The organism is Streptomyces sp. NPDC013317, assembly GCF_055563155.1.
The window spans coordinates 692,212-709,970 of the sequence record NZ_JBVHDX010000003.1 but is presented as its reverse complement, the minus strand read 5'-3'; the positions used below and the strand labels follow the sequence as shown (position 1 = coordinate 709,970).

Sequence of the window (17,759 nt, the reverse complement as noted above, 5' to 3'; positions counted from 1 at the left end):
TGCCGCGCGTGCCGTGACGGCGCTCGCCGCGCCCCGACCGGGGCGTGGAGCCCGCCCGGGGGGCCAAGGCGTGGGCCCCGGCGGCGGGCTCGTCAGCGCACGAGTACGGCGACGAGGCTCGTGTCGTCGTCCGTGTCGCCGTCGGCGACGTCGAGCAGGCGATCCACCTGTTCGCTCGGCGGGTAGCCGCTGACCCGTTCCGCCTGCGCGGCGAGCCGCGCGAGTCCGTCGTCCAGGCCGTCGTGGCGGCGCTCGACCAGCCCGTCCGTGTACAGCAGCAGCGTGTCGCCCGGCCGCAGCGCCGTCCGCCGTTCCTCGTACGCGTACGAGGGCACCGCGCCCAGCAGGATGTCCTGCGGCGGGTCGATCAGCCGGGCCACGCCGTCCCGCACGAGCAGCAGCGGCAGGTGTCCCGCGCTCGACCAGACCAGCTCCCGGTCCGCCGGGTCGTACAGCGCGCACACCGCGGTCGCCGTCGGGTACCCGCTCGTACGCAGCGTCATCTCGTTGAGCCACCCCATCAGCCGCCGTGGCGACTCCCCGGTGCAGGCCAGCCCCCGCTGGGCGTTGTGCAGCGACACCATGCCGGTCACCGCTTCGATCCCGTGCCCCGCGACGTCCCCGACGGCCACGAGGACCTTGCCGCTGGGCAGGGGCTGCACGTCGTACCAGTCGCCGCCCACCCGGTACTCCGCGGCGGCGGGCCGATACCGGGCCGCCACTACGAGACCGGGGAACTCCTGGAGGTCGGGGACCTCGGGCACGATCGCCTGCTGCAGCTGCTGAGCCATCTGGTGCCGCAGCTCGGCCCGGGTCCGTACGGCGGTCAGCTGGTCGAAGGTCGCGGTGAGCGCCGCCTCTGTGCGGCGGCTCGCCGACACGTCCTGGTAGACCCCCGCGAAGCCGGTGACCTTCCCGCCGTCCAGGAGCGGCTCCGCGGCCACCCGGACATGACGCACGGCATGGTCGCCGAGGACGATCCGCAGCACGGCCTGCGCCCCGACGCGCCGCTCCGTCAGCACCCTGAGCAGATCGGTCAGCGCCTCCCCGTCCTCCGGGTGCACCAGTCCGCGCAACCCGAGCAGGGGTACGGGAGGCTCCTCACGGCTCCGGCCGAACAGCGCGTACGCCTGCTCCGACCACACGGTGTCGCCGCCCGTCAGGCTGTCCTGGAACAGCGCCACGCTCTGCAGCCGGGAGACGGCACGCTCCGAGGCCAGTCCGGGATCCGTGGCGGCGTGCCACAGCACCACCACCCGCTCGTCGCCGGCCGGCAGGACCCGTACGTCGACCAGCGGCGGGCTGTCGTCCTCTCCGGGGGCCGCGGTCGCCGGGAGCCGCGCCACGCGCTGGGTGCGCGCCGTCCGGTGGGCGCGCCGCGCCAGGTGGGCGATGTCGGCGTGGAGCAGGGGGAGGGCGAGCGCGAGGGAGCGGTCACCGGGCGGGTGAGCCCCGCCGAGGGCCGCCACGGCGTAGTCGTTGAGATGCTCGACCGTCGGCGGCGAGGCGGGCGGGACCACCCGCAGCAGCATGGCCGGGTGCGAGAGCGCGTCCAGGACGTCCACCAGCGCCGGGGAACCCGACGGGGGCGAGTCCGTCGCGTCGAGCACGGTGCCCGCCACGTCCATGAGGCCCACCAAGGCCCTGCGAAGGGGCTCGTCGAAGGTCGTGGGGCCCGGCCAGGCGGCCAGGGCAAGGCCGACCGTCACGCCGCGCAGCGTCAGCGGGAGGACGGCCCGCCCCGCGCGCGGCGCGGGGCCCGGCAGCACCTCCGCGGCCGGCGGTCCCCCGTCCAGCCACACGGGCTCGCCGTCGGCGAGGGCCGAGCGGAACGCCGACGGGGCCGCAGGCGGGATCCACTGCCAGGCAGCCGCCTCCGCCGCACCGACACCCGCGTGTCCGGCCAGGCGCAGGCAGTCCCACGCGTCACGACGCCAGAGCCACAGGCTCTCCGCGCCGAGCGGGACCAGCGCGCCGTCGAGCAGGGCGTGTGCCGCCTCGCCGACGGTGTCCAGCGTCTCCGCCGTGCTGGCCGCCCGCCGTGCACGCCGCTCCTCGGGCGTGCTGAAGACGACGTGAGCCGCCTCGTCCTCCGCTGGCGCCGGAGCGGACGGAGGGGCGAAGGAGGCGGGCGCGCGCCCCGATCCCCCCGCGACGCCGTTGACGATGTCGGCGGAGAGGTCCTCCACGCCCAGCCCCGTGGCCCTGGACAGTGCGGCCAGGTGCTCCGCCGCGTCGGCGGGGGAGGCCCCCATCTGGGCCGAGAGGACACCGGTGGCCAGATCGATCAGATGGCGACGGGTGAGCTCGGCCCGCAGCCGCCGGTTCTCGGCCGACAGGCCGGCGGTCCCGGGCCCCTGGGACCCGTGGGGCCCCTCCGCGGACGTCGTCACGACTCCAGCCGTCCCTCCGCCACGAGAATGTCCGTACATGCTCGGTTTCGCTCAGGATTCTACCGTCGCGTTCCCCGGTCGGCGTGTGTCCGCACGCCCGTTACGGGTACGCGCACGGCGGAACGGAATCGGCGTCGGGACGGGAGGTGCCCGGTGAACGAGGAAGCCGGTCTCTCGCCACGCGAGCGGCGCGTCCTGGCCCAGATCGAGGAGGCGCTCGGCGAGGACTCCTCGCTGGAGCGCGGCCTCCGCACCATGCGCGCGAGGCGCGCGGGCTCCCGGATACGGGGACGGCCGGGCCACGGTCCGGCCGGCCGCCGCGAGGCGGTGGCCGTCACCCTGCTGGGCGCCGTGGCCCTCGTCCTGTTGGTGCTCGCGGTCGCGACCGCGGAGCCCGCACTGATCTGGGCCTTCGCGGCCGTCTGGGTGATCACCCTGTCCGGTCTGCTGCGTCTCGTCGTCCGCTGGTCCCGACGGCTGAAGCCGAGGTCCTGGCCCCCCTGACGCCCGGGCGCCGCCCTCCGGGTCCGCCGCCGCACGTACCCCACACCGGAGAGGAGCACGTCATGCCGCGTGGATCGAGCCCCAAGCGCGAACGCCAGTACGAGCACATCAAGGACAGCGCCCTGGACAGGGGCGAGAGCACGAAGCGAGCCAAGGAGATCGCGGCGCGGACGGTCAACAAGGAACGCGCCCGTTCCGGCGAGTCCGAGACGGCGAGCAAGAGCTCGACCCAGGACATGTCGTCCTCCAAGCGGGGCGGGCAGCGCTCGCACAGCGGCTCGCAGGGGCCCACGTACGACCAGCTCTACGCCGAGGCGCAGCGGCGCGGCATCCACGGCCGCTCGTCGATGAACAAGGCCGAACTGAAGCGCTCCCTCGGCGACTGAGCTCGGCGGGAGCGGCGAGGCCCCTTGTCGCGGGACCCGTCACCACGAGGACCTTCACCCGCGACGAGGGCCCCTGGCCGCCAGCGCCCGTTGTCAGTGGTGCCCGGCACGATGGACACATGACGACGACTCCGGTTCTCGCCGATGCCGCCGCGTACGCGCGTGCGGTCGAGGACGCCCAGCAAGCCGCTGCCGCCTACTACGCGGGCGGCACGTCCCCGCTCGACGACGACGCCTACGACCGGCTCGCGCGGGCGATAGCCGTCTGGGAGGCCGACCACCCCGACGAGGTGCGGAGCGACTCCCCGACGGGGAAGGTCGCCGGGGGCGCCGCCGTCGGCGACGTGCCGCACACGCGGCCGATGCTCTCGCTCGACAACGTCTTCTCGGCCGAGCAGTTCACCGCCTGGGCCGCGTCCCTGGAGCGCAGGATCGGACGGAGCGTCGAGCGCTGGAGCGTCGAGCCCAAGCTCGACGGCCTCGCGATCGCCGCGCGCTACGAGGAGGGGCGGCTCGCGCGGCTCATCACCCGAGGTGACGGCACGGCCGGGGAGGACGTGTCGCACGCCGTCGGGACGATCGTCGGACTGCCGGAGCGGCTCAGCGAGCCCGTCACGGTCGAGATCCGCGGCGAAGTGCTGATGACCACCGAGCAGTTCGAGGCCGCGAACCCGGTGCGGGTCGCCCACGGCGGCGAGCCCTTCGCCAACCCGCGCAACGCGGCGGCGGGCACCCTGCGCGCCAAGGACCGCCCGTACCGGGTGGAGATGACCTTCTTCGCGTACGACATGCTGCCGCTGGACGCCCCGGGGGAGGGTGCGGCGAGCACGGCCGGACTCGACGAGGCGGCGCACAGCGAGCTGCTCGCCCGGGCCGTCGCCCTCGGCCTGCACACCTCGGGCGCCACCGCCGTCCCCGGCCGGAGGGCGACCGGCGTGGCCGAGGTCCTCGCCCGGGTGGAGGAGATAGCCGCTCTCCGAGCGGAGCTCCCCTTCGGCATCGACGGGATCGTCGTCAAGGCGGATCTCGCCGCCGACCGCCGCGAGGCCGGCGAGGGCTCCCGTGCGCCCCGCTGGGCGATCGCGTACAAGCTGCCCGCCGTCGAGAAGGTCACCCGCCTCCTCGGCGTCGAGTGGAACGTCGGCCGTACGGGCATCATCGCGCCGCGCGCCGTCCTGGAGCCGGTGGACATCGACGGCAGCACGGTCACCTACGCCACGCTGCACAACCCCTCCGACATCGCGCGCCGCGACCTGAGAATCGGCGACCACGTGATGGTCTACAAGGCGGGCGACATCATCCCCCGCGTCGAGGCACCCGTCGCCCAGCTGAGGACCGGCGAGGAGCAGCCCATCGACTTCCCCGAGGCCTGCCCGCAGTGCGGCTCGGAGATCGACCGCAGCGAGCAGCGCTGGCGGTGCGCCCGCGGGCGCGACTGCCACCTCGTCGCCTCCCTCGCGTACGCCGTCGGCCGCGACCAGCTCGACATCGAGGGCCTCGGCGGGAGCCGCATCGTCCAGCTCGTCGAGGCGGGCCTCGTCGCCGACGTCGCCGACCTCTTCACCCTGACCCGCGAGCAGCTGCTCGGCCTGGAGCGGATGGGCGAGACGAGCACGGACAACCTTCTCGCGGCGATCACCACCGCGCGCGGCCGCCCCCTCGCCCGGGTCCTGTGCGCCCTCGGCATCCGCGGAACGGGCCGCTCCATGTCCCGTCGGATAGCCCGGCACTTCGCCACCATGGACGCGATCCGGGCAGCCGACGCCGAGGCGATGCGCGAGGTGGAGGGGATCGGAGCCGAGAAGGCCCCGGTCATCGTCGCCGAGCTGGCCGAGCTGGGCGCGATCGTCGACAAACTGGTCGCCGCCGGGGTCAACATGACCGAGCCCGGAGCCACCCCGCCGCCCCCGCCCGGGTCCGCGACGGAGCAGGACGCCCCGGCCCCGGGTCCGGACGCCCTTTCCGACGCCCCCTCCGGCGTGGCGGCGGGCCCGCTGGCCGGCCTCGCGGTGGTCGTCACCGGCGCCATGAGCGGGCCGCTGGAGGCGCTGAGCCGCAACGAGATGAACGAACTCATCGAGCGCGCCGGGGGCAGGGCCTCCTCCAGCGTCTCCAGGCGCACCGGTCTGGTCGTCGCCGGCGAGAAGGCCGGGTCCAAGCGGACCAAGGCCGAGGAGCTGGGCATCCGTCTGGTGGACCCGGAGGAGTTCGCCGTGCTGCTCGGCGACTTCCTGCCCGCGTGACCCTCCCGCCCTGACCGGGGGCGTGACCGAGCGCCGGCCGTGCGGCCCGCGCCGGGGCCTGTGGCGAGGCCCCGGCGCCTCAGGATTCGCCGCACGACCGGCCGTCACAGGCCCCCGTCGGCGCCCCCGTCGCCCCGCCCGGTCGACCGGCGTCGCCAGACCCAGAGCGAGAGCGCGGCGCCCAGCGACGCGCCCACGAGAGCCAGGGGGAGGCCCGCCCAGGGACGCGACGGAAGGTCCTCCCGGGACACGGTCCTCCCCGGGGCGCTCAGCGCGCCCACGTCCTCGGACACCGCCGCGCCCGGCCGCCCCTCGGTGCCGGTGGACCCGCCCGCTCCGGGCCGGGCTCCCGCACTCGCCTGCGGCGCGGACTTCTCGCCCGGGGCTCCTGCCGGCTTCTCGGCGGAGCCGCCGGCGGCCTTCACGCCGGGGCTCGCCGGGGACGTCCCGACGGGCCGTTCGCCCGCCCCCTTCACGGGCTTCGTCTCCGGGCGGTTCTTCGCCCTGTCACGTGCGGCCCCGGTAAGGAGCGAGCCCACCGGCCGGACCTCGCCCGCCGCTTCGAAGCCCCAGTCGAGCAGCGTCCGCGCCTCCTCGTACACCGCGAGCCCACCGCCGGACTGCGGGTTCATCACCGATACGACCAGCGTCCGCGAGCCCTGCCGCGCCGCCGCGATGAGCGTGTTCCCCGCGCCGCTGGTGTAGCCGTTCTTCACACCGATCAGCCCCGGATAGCGGCCCACCCCGTTGTCCCCGGTCAGCAGCCGGTTGGTGTTGCGGATGCCGTACGACCAGTTGCCCGAGGGGAAGTCCGCGTACCGGGTCGAGCAGTACCGGACGAACGCCGGATCCTGCAGCCCGGCCCGTCCGAAGAGCGCCAGGTCGTAGGCGGAGGACACCTGGCCCGGCTCGTCGTACCCGTCGGGGGAGACCACGCGCGTGTCGTTCGCCCCCAGCGCGCGGGCCTTCTCCTGCATCTGACGGGCCATGGACTCCCAGCCGCCGTTCATCGCGGCGAGCACGCGCACCGCGTCGTTCCCGGAGCTGAGGAAGACGCCGTTCCACAGGTCGGACACCTTGTACGTGTATCCGGCCTGGACCCCGACCATGCTGCTGCCGCTGCCGATCCCCTCCAGCTCGGACTCCGAGACGGTGTGGCGCTCCTCCTGGTCCATGCGCGGCAGCGCGGTGACGGCGAACAGCGTCTTCAGCGTGCTGGCCGGAGGGAGCTTGCGATGCGCGTTGCGCGCCGCGAGGACGTCGCCCGTGGAGGCGTCCGCGACCACCCAGGACAGCGCGGAGATGCCGTCCGGCGCGTCGGGTCCACCCCGGAGGGCCTGGACCTGCGTGCCCGAGCGGTACAGCCGGGCGGGATCGATGAGACGTTCGACAGGGGGCGTGGGTTCGGTGACGGTGGAGGCCGTTGCCGCCGGTGCGGGCAGCACGAGCAGCAGCGCCGCGGCGCCGGCGGCCGCATGGCGGACAGCTGACATGACGATCATTCAGCCACCGTAGAAAGCGCGGGGAACACCCGCAGATCGAAGTGCGCCGACCGGCGTACAGGGGGTGGCATTCGGGCGATGCCCGGACCGTCGTACGCGCAAGGCATGCTGGTGACGTGTCCTCACTTCCGTACCAGAGCATGCCCGTTCCGCCGGAGCCCGCGCCGCGGCCGCCCACGTCGGACCTCCCGGGCGCCCCCTCGGGCGCACCCGCGATCCGGTCCGAAGGGCAGCCGCGAACCGCCCCGGCCGGCCACATGATCGTCTGCGGGGACGACGTCCTCGCCCACCGACTCGCGGGCGAACTCCACGACGTCTACGGGGAGAGGATCACGCTGCTCGTGCCCGCGCGCGGCGACGCCCCCCGGCAGCACACGGGCCGTCCGGGGCGCGCCGCCTCGCTCTTCGGCCGGGTGACGGCCGTCATGACGCGGACCCCCGTGGGAGAGCCACGGGAAGCCTCCGAGGCCGGCCGGTCCGTGCGGGTCGTCGAGACGAGCGAGGTGGACGACGCGGTGCTGCTGGACGCCGGTGTGGAGCGGGCCGCCGCGCTCGCCCTCGTCCACGACGACGACGAGACGAACATCCGCGCCGCGCTCGCCGCCCGCCGCCTGAACCCCAGGCTCCGGCTCGTCATCCGGCTCTACAACCGCAAGCTCGGCCAGCACCTGGAGACACTCCTCGACCAGGCCGCCGCCGTCGCCGAGCCGGGCCTCGATCCCAAGGCGTTGGACGCCGCCACGACCGTGCTCTCCGACGCGGACACCGCTGCCCCCGCCCTCGCGGCCACCGCCGTCGCCGGCACCAGCAAGGTCGTCCAGGCCGGCGGCCTGCTCCTGCACGCCGTCGAACGCACCCCGCCCGCCCGTGGCGAGACCGCCGACCCGGGCCTCTGCACGCTCGCGCTGCTCTCGGCCACCACCAACGACCCGGCGGGCGTCGAGGGCTCCGAGCGCAGCGGAGCCCAGGGTCCGCTGCTGCTCCCCGACGACCAGGCCGTCGCGGCCGCCCCCGGCCGCGGCACGGTCGCCCTCGAGGCGATCAGCTACGCCGGACCCACCCTGCCGCCCAGGCGGTTCGGCGCCTCCGCCCTGCCGGTGGGCTCGCTCTTCTCCCGGCGCCTGCGCTGGTCGCTCGCCGGAGTGACCGCGGCCGTCGCCGCCATCGCCCTCGCCTCCTGGCTCACCACCGGCGACCACCCCCTCCACGCGGCCTACCTCACCCTCCTCGACATCTTCGCCATCGGCGACCCGGCCGTCGACGAGACGACCGGCCGGCAGGTGCTGCAGATCCTCGCCGGCTTCGTCGGGCTCCTCCTGATGCCCGTCCTCATCGCCGGCATCCTGGAGGCCCTCGGCACCTTCCGCACGGCGACCTCGCTCCGCCGCCCGCCCCGCGGGCTCTCCGGCCACGTCGTCCTCCTGGGGCTCGGCAAGGTCGGCACGCGTGTCCTCGCACGGCTGCGCCGCCTGGACATCCCCGTCGTCTGCGTCGAGTCCGACCCCGAGGCGCGCGGTATCGCCCTGGCCCGCAGGCTGCGCGTGCCCACCGTCATCGGGGACGTCACCGACGAAGGCGTGCTGGAGGCCGCCCGGATCCACCGCGCCCAGGCACTGCTCGCGCTGACCAGCATCGACATCACCAACCTGGAAGCGGCGCTGTCCGCCCGCTCCGTCAAGCCCGACCTGCGGGTCGCCCTGCGCCTGTACGACGACGACTTCGCCACCGCCGTGTACCGGACGCTGCGGGCCGCCCACCCCGAGGCGCTGACCCGCAGCCGCAGCGTCTCGCACCTGGCCGCGCCCGCCTTCGCCGGCGCCATGATGGGCCGCCAGATCCTGGGCGCCATCCCGGTCGAGCGCCGGGTGCTGCTCTTCGCGGCCGTGGAGGCGGCGGAGAACCCGTTCCTGGAGGGCCGGACGATCGCCGAGGCCTTCCGCCCCGGGGCCTGGCGGGTCATCGCCCTCGCGACCGGTTCCGCGCCCCTGGGCAGGTACGGCGCGGGGCTCGTCTGGCAGCTGGAGCCCGACCGCGTCCTCGCCGCCGGCGACCGCGTCCTCGTCGCCACCACCCGACGCGGTCTCGCCGAGCTCCTCGGACGCCACCCTCGGCCGCCTCGCCAGTCCGGGCCCGACTCCGTCCGGCACAGGCCGAGTTGACACCCACGACGGCCGCCGCCACGCGCCGTAGGATCTGACCGCCCGTGAGCCGCCTCGGCCCGTCCCCGCCTTGAGGAGTGACCCGATGAACGCCACGCCCCACCGCCTCGACCCCACGGGCGGCTGCCCCCACGCGGCCAACGCGCGCCTCCTCGCCCAGGGCGCCGTGACCCCCGTCGTCCTGCCCGGCGAGGTGGAGGGCATGGCCGTCCTCGGCCACGACGCGCTGCGGGACTTCCTCGCCCATCCCGAGGTCGGCAAGGGCGCCCGGCATTTCACCGCGCTCGCCGAGGGCCGTGTCCCCGACGGATGGCCGCTGCACACCTTCGCCACCGTCCAGGGCATGACCACCGCCGACGGCGCTGATCACCGCCGACTCCGTTCGCTGGTCGGCAAGGCGTTCACCGCCCGCCGGGTCGAGGCGCTGCGGCCCCGGATCGAGACGCTCACCGCCGGGCTCCTCGACCGGCTGGACGAGGCCGCCCGCGAGGGCGACGGAGTCGCCGACCTGCGCCGCCACTTCGCCCTGCCGCTGCCGCTCGGTGTCATCTGCGAACTCCTCGGTGTGGAGGAGAGGCACCAGGACCGTCTGCACCGTCTCTCCAACCAGGTCGTCGCCACCGACATCGGCCCCGAGGAGGTCATGGCCGCGAACCGGGAGCTCCTGGGGATCCTCACCGCCATCGCGGCCGACCGGGCCCGCCGGCCCGGCGACGACCTCACCAGCGCCCTCATCGCCGCCCGCGACGAGGGAGGCGACCGGCTCAGCCAGCCGGAACTCATCGGCACGCTCGTCCTGATGATCATCGCCGGTCACGAGACCACGCTCAACCTCGTCACCAACGCCGTCCGCGCGCTCTGCGCCCACCGCGACCAGCTCGCCCACCTCACCGAAGGGGCCGCCGCCTGGTCCGACGCCGTCGAGGAGACGCTGCGTTGGGACAGCCCCGTCAGCTACTTCCCGTTCCGCTACCCCACCCGCGACCTCACCGTCGACGGCACGCTCATCCCGAAGGGGACACCGGTCCTGGCCGGCTACTCGGCGGCCGGGCGGGACACGACGGCGCACGGCCCGGACGCCGACCGCTTCGACATCACGCGCGTCCCCGCGGCCAAGCACCTCTCCCTCGGCCACGGCCCCCACTACTGCCTCGGTGCCCCCCTCGCCAGGATGGAGGCGGCCATCGCGCTGGAGGCGCTCTTCACCCGGTTCCCCGATCTGGACCTCGCCGTACCCGAGGAGGCCCTCACGCGGCACGCGAGCTTCGTCGGCAACAGCGTCCGCGCGCTACCCGTACGCCTGCGCTAGCGCCTCCCCGCACGCCTGCGCCTGCGCCCGCGCCCGCGCCTGCGCCCGCGTCCCCCTACGGCCGTGGTCGTGCCGCCTCACCCCGCCCGGCCGAGGTCGCCCGCGGGGGAGGCGCGCAGGGCCGAGACGAGGCGCAGCAGATGTGCCTCGTTCCCCAGGAGACCCGCGGCCCGCAGCGCCTCGTCGGCCTCGGCCATGGGGTGGGTGAGCATCGCCGCCGCGTAGGGAACGAGGTGCGGATCGGTCAACACGGCCTGCGTGGACTCGAGCAGACGCAGGTACGCCTGGGCTGCGGCTCGCTCACGGACGGTGATGGTGGTCATGTCGGGCTCCCTCTCGACAGGTTGGCGGCCTCCACCCTCTCGTACGGGTCTGACAACGAGCTCGCAAGCGCGGCCGCCGTGACGCCGGAGAGCCCTGCGGCCGGACGACGGGCCACCGGTCGGGGCAGGCGGATCCGGAGGGCGGCCGCGGGCTCAATAGGGTGACCTCATGTCTGCCACGTTGAGTTCCACCAAAGCCGCCGCCGCGCTCCGCACCGCGGCACGTGTCTCCGCGGAGTCACTGCTGGTCCTGCTGATGGCTGCCGTGACCCTCTGGCTCGTAGGGCGCATGTGGCCGGTCGTCTGGCCGCTGATAGTCGGCCTGTTCCTCACCACTCTCACCTGGCCCGTGACCCGCTTCCTGCGCCGGCACGGATGGCCTCCTGCCCTCGCCGCGGCGTCCGTGACCGTCCTGTTCCTGCTGGTCGTCACGGGCATCGTCGCCCTGATCGCGGTGCCGATGGCCTCCCAGTCGGGCGAACTGGCCGACGGCGTCGTCGAAGGCATCCAGAAGGTGCGCGAGTGGGCGGCCGGTCCGCCGCTGAACATCGGTGACGACCAGATCTCCGGGGCCCTCGACACCGCCATGGCCCGGGTGCAGGACAGCGTCGGCAGTGTGGTCACCGCCGTGGCCTCGGGGCTCGGGACGGTGCTCAACGGCGTCGTCACCGCCGTCCTCGCCCTCTTCCTGATGTTCTTCTTCCTCAAGGACGGTCCGCGGTTCCTGCCGTGGCTCGCGCGTCAGCTCCCCGGGCGGCTCGCCACCGACGTGCCGGCCGTCGCCGAGCGCGGCTGGGACACGCTGGGCACCTTCGTGCGGTCCCAGGCGTTCGTCGGCCTGCTCGACGCCGTCTTCATCGGCCTCGGGCTCTGGGTCCTGGACGTGCCCCTGGTCCTGCCGCTCGCCGTACTGACGTTCGTCTCCGCGTTCGTGCCGATCGTGGGTGCGCTCTTCGCCGGCCTGGTCGCCGTCCTCATCGCGCTGGTGTCGAACGGCCCGACGGACGCGCTGATCGTCCTCGCGATCATCGTCGTCGTGCAGCAGCTGGAGGGCAACGTGTTCCAGCCCATGATCCAGAGCAGGGGCCTCGGCCTCCACGCGGGAGTGGTCCTGCTGGCCGTGACCCTGGGCGGCAGCCTGGCCGGGATCGTGGGCAGCCTGCTCGCGGTGCCGGTGGCCGCGCTGATCGCGGTGGTCTGGAACTACGTGCGCGAACAGCTCTCCGAACCGGCGACCCGCCCGGAGACCGACGAACCGGAGACCGACGAACCGGAGACCACCGCCGTGCCGGCCTAGGGTGAGTCGCGGGCAGCCCGCTCGTCCAGCCACGCGGTGAGCCGTTCGAGGAAGACGCGCTGGCCCGCGACGAGGAGCGGAGCGGCCGCCGGCGGGGCGAACCAGCCGACCCGGTCGATCTCCGGGAACTCCCGCCTGGTGCCCGAACCGCGCGGCCACTCCATGGTGAAGGTGCCCGGCACGATCCGGGTCGGGTCGAGGTCCGCCTCGACCGCCCAGATCGTGACGGTCTTTCCGTTCGCCTGCCGCGCCTCGCCGAGCGGGATCCGCTCGCCGTCCGGCGCGGGCAGGCCGAGCTCCTCCTCGAACTCGCGGCGGGCGGCGGCCTCCGGTGTCTCCTCGGGGCCGTACTCGCCCTTCGGGATCGACCAGGCCGCGACGTCCCTCGACGACCAGAAGGGCCCGCCCATATGGCCGATGAGCACCTCGAAGCCGCCGTCCGCCGTACCGCGGAAGAGAAGGAGCCCAGCACTGCGCTTGTCCGGCATACGCCACAGTGTGGCCGAGCGGCTCAGATCCCGCAGCTGCTCGCCGACCAGAAACGCGAGCCGCGGGTGTCCACGTGGGCGTGGTCGCCGTGCCCCGGGTAGCCGGGGCCGAGGATCCCGTTGAAGCCGTGGTTGCGCGCCTGCTTGGCCAGCGTGCAGAGCGAGGGCGACCCCGTCAGGTCGATCCCGTCGCCGTACAGGTGGCGGCTGTCGGAGGCCCCGCCCACCGCCGAGTTGCAGGAGTACGAGCGGAAGCCGCTGCTCACGGAGATCGGCACGTCGCCCAGAGCGTGCCGCAGCGCCTCCAGCTTCCACATGGCGCGCAGGGCGTTGGACCTGGCGGTGGCGGCACTGACGGCGCCGCCGGAGAAGTCGCCGTTGCACTTGTTCAGCTCGGCGTAGGTGAAGTGGATCGGGGTGCAGTCCGCGTCCTGGAGGGCGTACAGCTTCGAGAAGGTCGCCGGACCGGCGACACCGTCCGCCGCGAGCCCGTACGCCTGCTGGAAGCGGGTCACCGCGGCCTTGGTGGCAGGCCCGTAGGAGCCGTCGACGGCGAGCACTCCGCCGTAGCCGGGGTAGCCGGCGACGCGGATCTGCAGCTGTGTCACGTCCGCCCCGGACATGCCCGAGGACAGGGTGCGGCCCCAGGTGTAGCAGGCGTCGGCGTGGGCGGTGCCGGAGGCGGCGACCGTGCCCGTGAGGGCGGCGACCACCACCAGGACCGTGGCGAGCAGGGATCTGACCATGCGCCGGACCATGACACCTCCGTGTCGTGGGAAGGGGACGGGATTCCGGGGTGCTCCGGGACCTCCGTCGGAACTGTCGGTCATGAACATGACCATGAGGATGGGGTGAGGTGGCCAGCCGGTCAACGGTGCGGGGCATCTGCCAGTGGATCAGGCCACTGGCAGGCCAGGCGCGTTCAGGGGCTCCGGGGCTCAGCCGCTCAAGGCCGCCCCGCCCGTCCGTTCAGCGCGCGACCCGCACCTCCACCGGCCCGCCCGCCGGATCGACCTCGCGGGCCCACGCGGCGGACAGGCGTACGGAACGGTGCGGCCACGCCGTGCCCGGGAGACGGGCGCGGTGGAGCACCCGGCCGTCCTGGCCGACCTCCACGACCGGGCGGGTCAGCGGCTCGCGGACGCGCACCAGGAACGGCCGCCCGGCCACCGCGCCGACGACACGGTTCGGCGCCACCCACGCCACCGGATCCTCCGCCGTCAACGGCACCGCGGAGACGGGCCAAGGCTCTCCCGACAGATGCCGCAGCACGGCATCGGCCGCACCACGCCCCTCGGCCGCCGCCGCGCCGGCCGACTCGACCCCGTGCAGCACATTGCCCGCCGCGAAGATCCCCGCCGACCCGGTACGGAACGCGTCGTCGATCGCGGGTCCGCGCGTACCGGAGTCCAGCGACGCCCCACCGGACCGGGCCAGTTCGTGGCACGGGATCCAGTCGCCCGTGAACACGGCGGTGTCGCAGCGGATCGTGCCGGTCCGTCCGTCGGTGTGACGCACGCGGACCGCCGCGAGGCGGCCTCTTCCCAGCAGCTCGGCCACCGTCGTCCCGGTGAGCAGCGGCGGGGAAACCAGACCCCCGAACCGCCGGGGGACACGAGGCTGTTCGGTCACCATCCCCACCACGTCCACCCCCGCCCCGCGGAGCGCCCGCACCGCGTGGTGGGCCACCGGCTCGGCACCGATCACCACGGCACGCCGTCCGAGGCGCTCCCGCCGTACCCCGTACAGATGGGTGGACTGCTGGAGCTCGCCGGTCGTCAGCACTCCGGCGGGCCGTGTGCCAGGCACCAGCCGTGCGCTGCGCGGCCGTTCCCGCGCGCCCGTCGCCAGAAGCACCGCCCGGGCCGTGATCCTCTCCAGGCCCGTCGGGGCCGTGACGTCCAGTGCGAGCGGCCCCGACCACCCGGTGGCCGAGACGCCCGTACGGAGGGTGGCGCCGGCCCGGACCGCCGCACGGGACAGTCGACGTGCGTACCCCGGGCCGTCCAGCGGCCGCCCGAGGTCGGCCAGGCCGAAACCGCCGTGGGCGCAGTACCGCGGGACGCCACCCGCCTCCCGCTCGCGCTCCAGGACCTCGATCCGGTACTGCCCCCCTCCGGCGACGGCGAGTCGCGCGGCTGCGGCAAGGCCCGCGGGCCCCGCACCGATCACGAGCACGTCGACGACCCGGTTCACCGCTCCGGCCACGGCGGCCTCGCCTCCTCGAACATCGACCGGACCGTCGCCCCGCAGGAGAACCCCTGGCACCGGCCGCCCCGCGCCCGCGTCCTTCGCCTCAGCCCGTCCAGCGAGTCCGGGGGAACGGCCGAGGCCAGCGCGTCCCGGATCTCGCCTCGGGTCACCCGCTCGCAGTGACAGACGATCGAGCCGAATTCCGGGTCCCGGGAGATGAGTTCGGCATCTCGGTACGGGCGCGGGAACGCCTCGCCGAGGTTCGGCATCCGGACCCGGGCGAGCGGCCGCTCCGGACCGAGGACGAGCCCGCTCTCCGCGAGCAGCTCCACCAGGTGCGCGGCGATCGCCAGGGAGGCGGTCAGACCGGTGGACCGGATGCCGCCCGCCGTGACGTACCGCAGCGTGGGATGCGCTGCGCACCGGTAGTCGTCGTACTCGGTCGCGGCCCTCAGGCCCGCGTAGACCGCCGTCACCTCCTCCTCCAGGAGCGCGGGCAGGACGCGGCGGCCCTGGGCGAGCAGGCCCTCCACTCCCTCCGCCGTCGACTCGGTGGCCGCGCGGTCGTCGAGGTTCTCGGCCGTCGGACCGAGCAGGACCTTCCCGTGCACCGTCGGCGCGACGAGCACGCCCTTGCCGAGCGCGCCGGGCACCGGCAGCAGAATGTGGGACAGGAGCGAGCGGGCGAACGAGTCGAAGACGATCAACTGCCCGCGCCGGGGGGTCACGGTGAAGTCCGCCCGGCCGAACAGCGCGTCGAAGCGATCGGCGTGGAGACCGCAGGCGTTGACCACATAGCGGGCCCGCAGCACTCCGCGGGGAGTGACCAGCCGATGCGGTGCGTCGGCTCCGCGCCCGGGATCGGCCCTCTCCACACGGCAGTTGAGATGCAGGTCGACCCCGGAGCGTACGGCCTGGGTGGCGTACGCGAGTGTCGTCGTCCACGGGCAGACGATCGACTCGTCCGGGACCTCGAGCGCCGCCAGCGCCCCCTCCCCCAGACGGGCCTCCCGCGCGCGCAGTTCCCCGCGGCCCAGGACGCGCGTGGACCGGTACCCGTTGCGTGCGGCCTTCTCGGCGAGACGGGGGAGCGCGGCCGACTGCTCCTCGTCCCAGGCGACGAGCAGCGCGCCGACCGGCTCGACGGGGATGCCGGTCTCCTGCGCGTAGTCGGCCAGCAGCCGTCGGCCGTCCCGTACCAGCCGAGCCTCCAGCGAGCCCGGCACGGCATCGAAACCGGTGTGCAGGATCGCGGTGTTGGCCTTGGAGGTGCCGTCGCCGACGTCGCCGGACGCCTCGACCAGCGCGACCCGCAACGGCCGGCGGGCCAGCTCGCGCGCGAGCGCGCAGCCGACCACTCCGGCGCCGACCACGGCGACGTCGTACGCCGCGCCCGGTGCCGAGGTGTCCGGCAGCGCGCCCCTGCGGGTGACGGTCCCGGGCCGTGGTTCCGCCGTCATCCGGGCGACGACCCCCCGGCGTCGAGGAGCGCCGCCACGGCCGAACGGAACCGCTCCAGACGCTCGTCTGCCTCCGCACCGGTCGTGGCGGGCTCGTAGACGGCCGACGGCTTCCACTCCGGTACGGCGTCGTGCATGGCGAGGCCGGGGTCGAGCCCGAGCCGGGCGACCGCGCCGACCCCGAGCGCCGTGGCGTCGGGCAACGCGGAGACTTCGACAGGGAGTTGGAGCAGATCGGCCTGCGTCTGCATCAGCAGCGCGGAGCGGGTGAGCCCGCCGTCCACGCGCAGCGAGGTCAGCGGGCGGCCGAGGTCGGAAGCGGCCGCGCGGGCCAGCTCCACGACCTGGGCGGCGATCCCCTCGCAGAGCGCCCGCACCAGGTGCCCGCCGGTGGTGTCCAGGCCCAGACCGTGCAGGGAGCCCCGGACGTCGCCCCGCCACCAGGGCGCGGCGAGGCCCGCGAGCGCCGGGACGAAGGTGACACCGCCGCTGTCCGGCACCGTCGCGCCCACCGTGTCGAGGTCCCGGGCTCCCGAGAGCACCCCGAGGTCGGTGAGCCAGCGGACGGCGGACGCCGCCGTGTACACCTGGCCGTCCAGGCAGTAGCTCGTCCGGCCCGCGAGCCGCCATGCCACACAGCTCACGAGCCCCGAGTCGCCCCGGCGCGGAGTCGCGCCCGTCTGTGCCAGCAGGAACGCCCCGGTTCCATAGGTGCACTTGGCCGCGCCGGGGGCGGTGACGCTCTGGGCGAGGAGCGCCGCCTGCTGGTCCACGAGGAGCCCGGTCAGCGGGATCGCCGGTCCGAACGCGGTCGTGGTCCCGACGTCCGTGTCGGCGTCGACCACGCGGGGGAGCCGTTCACCGCCGAGGCCGAAGAGGTCGAGGGCCGGGGCGGACCAGGACACCGTGTCGAGATCGAGCAGCCCGGTCCGGCCCGCCGTCGCGGCGTCGGTGACGAACTCGCCCGTGAGCCGGTGGACGAGCCAGGAGTCGCTCGTCGTGACCACGCCCGCTCCGGTGAGACGCCGACGGATCCAGGCCATCTTGGGAGCGGCGAAATACGGGTCGAGCGGTAGCCCGGTCCGCCGTCTCAACTCAGCTGCATGCGAGGAGAGTTCGGTGCAGATGTCGGCGGACCTGCGGTCCTGCCACACGATCGCGTCGGTGAGCGGCTCGCCCGTCGCCGGGTTCCACGCGAGGACGGTCTCCCCCTGGTTGGCCAGACCCACGGCCGCGACCGGGGTGCCCGCCTCGGCGAGCGCGGCCCGTCCGGCGGCGACCACGGAGCCGTACAGCTCCGCCGGATCGACCTCGACGAGTCCGCCGGGCAGGTAGCGGGGCCGCACGGGCGCGGAGCCGGTCCCGATGACACCACGCTCGGGGCAGACGACGAGCGCCTTGGTCCCCGACGTTCCCTGGTCGACGGCGAGCACCGGGCCCGTCATCTCGTACTCCCGTCCTCGAAGAGTCAGCGGCCTTGATCGCGGAACCGGCAAGACTGG

General features: G+C 74.5%; 14 protein-coding genes. 6 read left to right on the top strand and 8 right to left on the bottom strand.

The annotated features are described in order from the left end of the window. Window positions 1–92 precede the first annotated feature (92 nt). Window positions 93–2,393: a SpoIIE family protein phosphatase gene (locus tag ACZ3IJ_RS11980; RefSeq protein WP_467467546.1), complete on the bottom strand. Its 2,301-nt coding sequence runs from the start codon at window positions 2,391–2,393 to the stop codon at window positions 93–95. 153 nt (window positions 2,394–2,546) lie between these two features. Between ACZ3IJ_RS11980 and ACZ3IJ_RS11975 the strand changes: the two genes are divergently transcribed. From ACZ3IJ_RS11975 to ligA, 3 genes are all read left to right on the top strand, one after another. After that, window positions 2,547–2,897, top strand: a complete 351-nt coding sequence (locus ACZ3IJ_RS11975) for a DUF3040 domain-containing protein (protein ID WP_467467545.1) — start codon at window positions 2,547–2,549, stop codon at window positions 2,895–2,897. Between the two features lie 62 nt (window positions 2,898–2,959). Next, entirely contained in the window at window positions 2,960–3,283 is a 324-nt protein-coding gene (locus tag ACZ3IJ_RS11970) for a plasmid stabilization protein (RefSeq protein ID WP_467467544.1), read from the top strand. A gap of 119 nt (window positions 3,284–3,402) precedes the next feature. Next, on the top strand, window positions 3,403–5,526 hold the full coding sequence (gene ligA, locus ACZ3IJ_RS11965) for an NAD-dependent DNA ligase LigA (protein ID WP_467467543.1): 2,124 nt from the start codon (window positions 3,403–3,405) through the stop codon (window positions 5,524–5,526). A 104-nt stretch (window positions 5,527–5,630) separates the two neighbouring features. On the opposite strand, the gene ACZ3IJ_RS11960 is transcribed toward ligA, so the two are convergent. After that, window positions 5,631–7,028, bottom strand: coding sequence for a D-alanyl-D-alanine carboxypeptidase family protein (locus tag ACZ3IJ_RS11960; protein WP_467467542.1), 1,398 nt, complete (start codon window positions 7,026–7,028; stop codon window positions 5,631–5,633). Between the two features lie 257 nt (window positions 7,029–7,285). On the opposite strand from ACZ3IJ_RS11960, the gene ACZ3IJ_RS11955 reads away from it, so the two are divergent. Further along, window positions 7,286–9,187: an NAD-binding protein gene (locus tag ACZ3IJ_RS11955; RefSeq protein ID WP_467467672.1), complete on the top strand. Its 1,902-nt coding sequence runs from the start codon at window positions 7,286–7,288 to the stop codon at window positions 9,185–9,187. A gap of 85 nt (window positions 9,188–9,272) precedes the next feature. Then, complete coding sequence (locus ACZ3IJ_RS11950; RefSeq protein WP_467467541.1) at window positions 9,273–10,496, top strand: cytochrome P450 family protein; 1,224 nt, start codon at window positions 9,273–9,275, stop codon at window positions 10,494–10,496. A gap of 77 nt (window positions 10,497–10,573) precedes the next feature. Here ACZ3IJ_RS11950 and ACZ3IJ_RS11945 read toward each other — a convergent pair whose 3' ends face one another. Beyond that, window positions 10,574–10,819 carry a hypothetical protein gene (locus ACZ3IJ_RS11945; protein ID WP_467467540.1) on the bottom strand — a complete coding sequence of 82 codons (246 nt, stop codon included), beginning with the start codon at window positions 10,817–10,819 and terminating at the stop codon, window positions 10,574–10,576. Between the two features lie 169 nt (window positions 10,820–10,988). Between ACZ3IJ_RS11945 and ACZ3IJ_RS11940 the strand changes: the two genes are divergently transcribed. Then, window positions 10,989–12,116: an AI-2E family transporter gene (locus tag ACZ3IJ_RS11940; RefSeq protein WP_467467539.1), complete on the top strand. Its 1,128-nt coding sequence runs from the start codon at window positions 10,989–10,991 to the stop codon at window positions 12,114–12,116. On the opposite strand, the gene ACZ3IJ_RS11935 is transcribed toward ACZ3IJ_RS11940, so the two are convergent. The 5 genes from ACZ3IJ_RS11935 to ACZ3IJ_RS11915 form a co-directional block, all read right to left on the bottom strand. Beyond that, window positions 12,113–12,604 (bottom strand): NUDIX hydrolase, encoded by a 492-nt coding sequence (locus ACZ3IJ_RS11935; protein ID WP_467467538.1) that lies wholly within the window; start codon window positions 12,602–12,604, stop codon window positions 12,113–12,115. The genes ACZ3IJ_RS11940 and ACZ3IJ_RS11935 overlap by 4 nt on opposite strands. 23 nt (window positions 12,605–12,627) lie before the next feature. Continuing rightward, a complete protein-coding gene (locus ACZ3IJ_RS11930) occupies window positions 12,628–13,362 on the bottom strand; it encodes a D-Ala-D-Ala carboxypeptidase family metallohydrolase (protein ID WP_467467537.1) in 735 nt (244 codons plus the stop codon). Between the two features lie 211 nt (window positions 13,363–13,573). Then, window positions 13,574–14,812, bottom strand: a complete 1,239-nt coding sequence (locus tag ACZ3IJ_RS11925; RefSeq protein ID WP_467467536.1) for an FAD-dependent oxidoreductase — start codon at window positions 14,810–14,812, stop codon at window positions 13,574–13,576. Beyond that, window positions 14,797–16,257: an FAD-dependent oxidoreductase gene (locus ACZ3IJ_RS11920; RefSeq protein WP_467467535.1), complete on the bottom strand. Its 1,461-nt coding sequence runs from the start codon at window positions 16,255–16,257 to the stop codon at window positions 14,797–14,799. Before ACZ3IJ_RS11920 ends, ACZ3IJ_RS11925 begins: the two co-directional genes overlap by 16 nt. Further along, entirely contained in the window at window positions 16,254–17,702 is a 1,449-nt protein-coding gene (locus ACZ3IJ_RS11915) for an FGGY family carbohydrate kinase (protein WP_467467534.1), read from the bottom strand. Before ACZ3IJ_RS11915 ends, ACZ3IJ_RS11920 begins: the two co-directional genes overlap by 4 nt. Between the last annotated feature and the right edge of the window lie 57 nt (window positions 17,703–17,759).

Coding starts and splice junctions, on each gene's coding strand:
- ACZ3IJ_RS11920 (WP_467467535.1), bottom strand. CDS start 16,257: ATGACGGCGGAACCACGGCCCGGGACCGTCACCCGCAGGGGCGCGCTG.
- ACZ3IJ_RS11950 (WP_467467541.1), top strand. CDS start 9,273: ATGAACGCCACGCCCCACCGCCTCGACCCCACGGGCGGCTGCCCCCAC.
- ACZ3IJ_RS11940 (WP_467467539.1), top strand. CDS start 10,989: ATGTCTGCCACGTTGAGTTCCACCAAAGCCGCCGCCGCGCTCCGCACC.
- ACZ3IJ_RS11915 (WP_467467534.1), bottom strand. CDS start 17,702: ATGACGGGCCCGGTGCTCGCCGTCGACCAGGGAACGTCGGGGACCAAG.
- ligA (WP_467467543.1), top strand. CDS start 3,403: ATGACGACGACTCCGGTTCTCGCCGATGCCGCCGCGTACGCGCGTGCG.
- ACZ3IJ_RS11930 (WP_467467537.1), bottom strand. CDS start 13,362: ATGGTCCGGCGCATGGTCAGATCCCTGCTCGCCACGGTCCTGGTGGTG.
- ACZ3IJ_RS11955 (WP_467467672.1), top strand. CDS start 7,286: ATGATCGTCTGCGGGGACGACGTCCTCGCCCACCGACTCGCGGGCGAA.
- ACZ3IJ_RS11935 (WP_467467538.1), bottom strand. CDS start 12,604: ATGCCGGACAAGCGCAGTGCTGGGCTCCTTCTCTTCCGCGGTACGGCG.
- ACZ3IJ_RS11945 (WP_467467540.1), bottom strand. CDS start 10,819: ATGACCACCATCACCGTCCGTGAGCGAGCCGCAGCCCAGGCGTACCTG.
- ACZ3IJ_RS11960 (WP_467467542.1), bottom strand. CDS start 7,028: ATGATCGTCATGTCAGCTGTCCGCCATGCGGCCGCCGGCGCCGCGGCG.
- ACZ3IJ_RS11970 (WP_467467544.1), top strand. CDS start 2,960: ATGCCGCGTGGATCGAGCCCCAAGCGCGAACGCCAGTACGAGCACATC.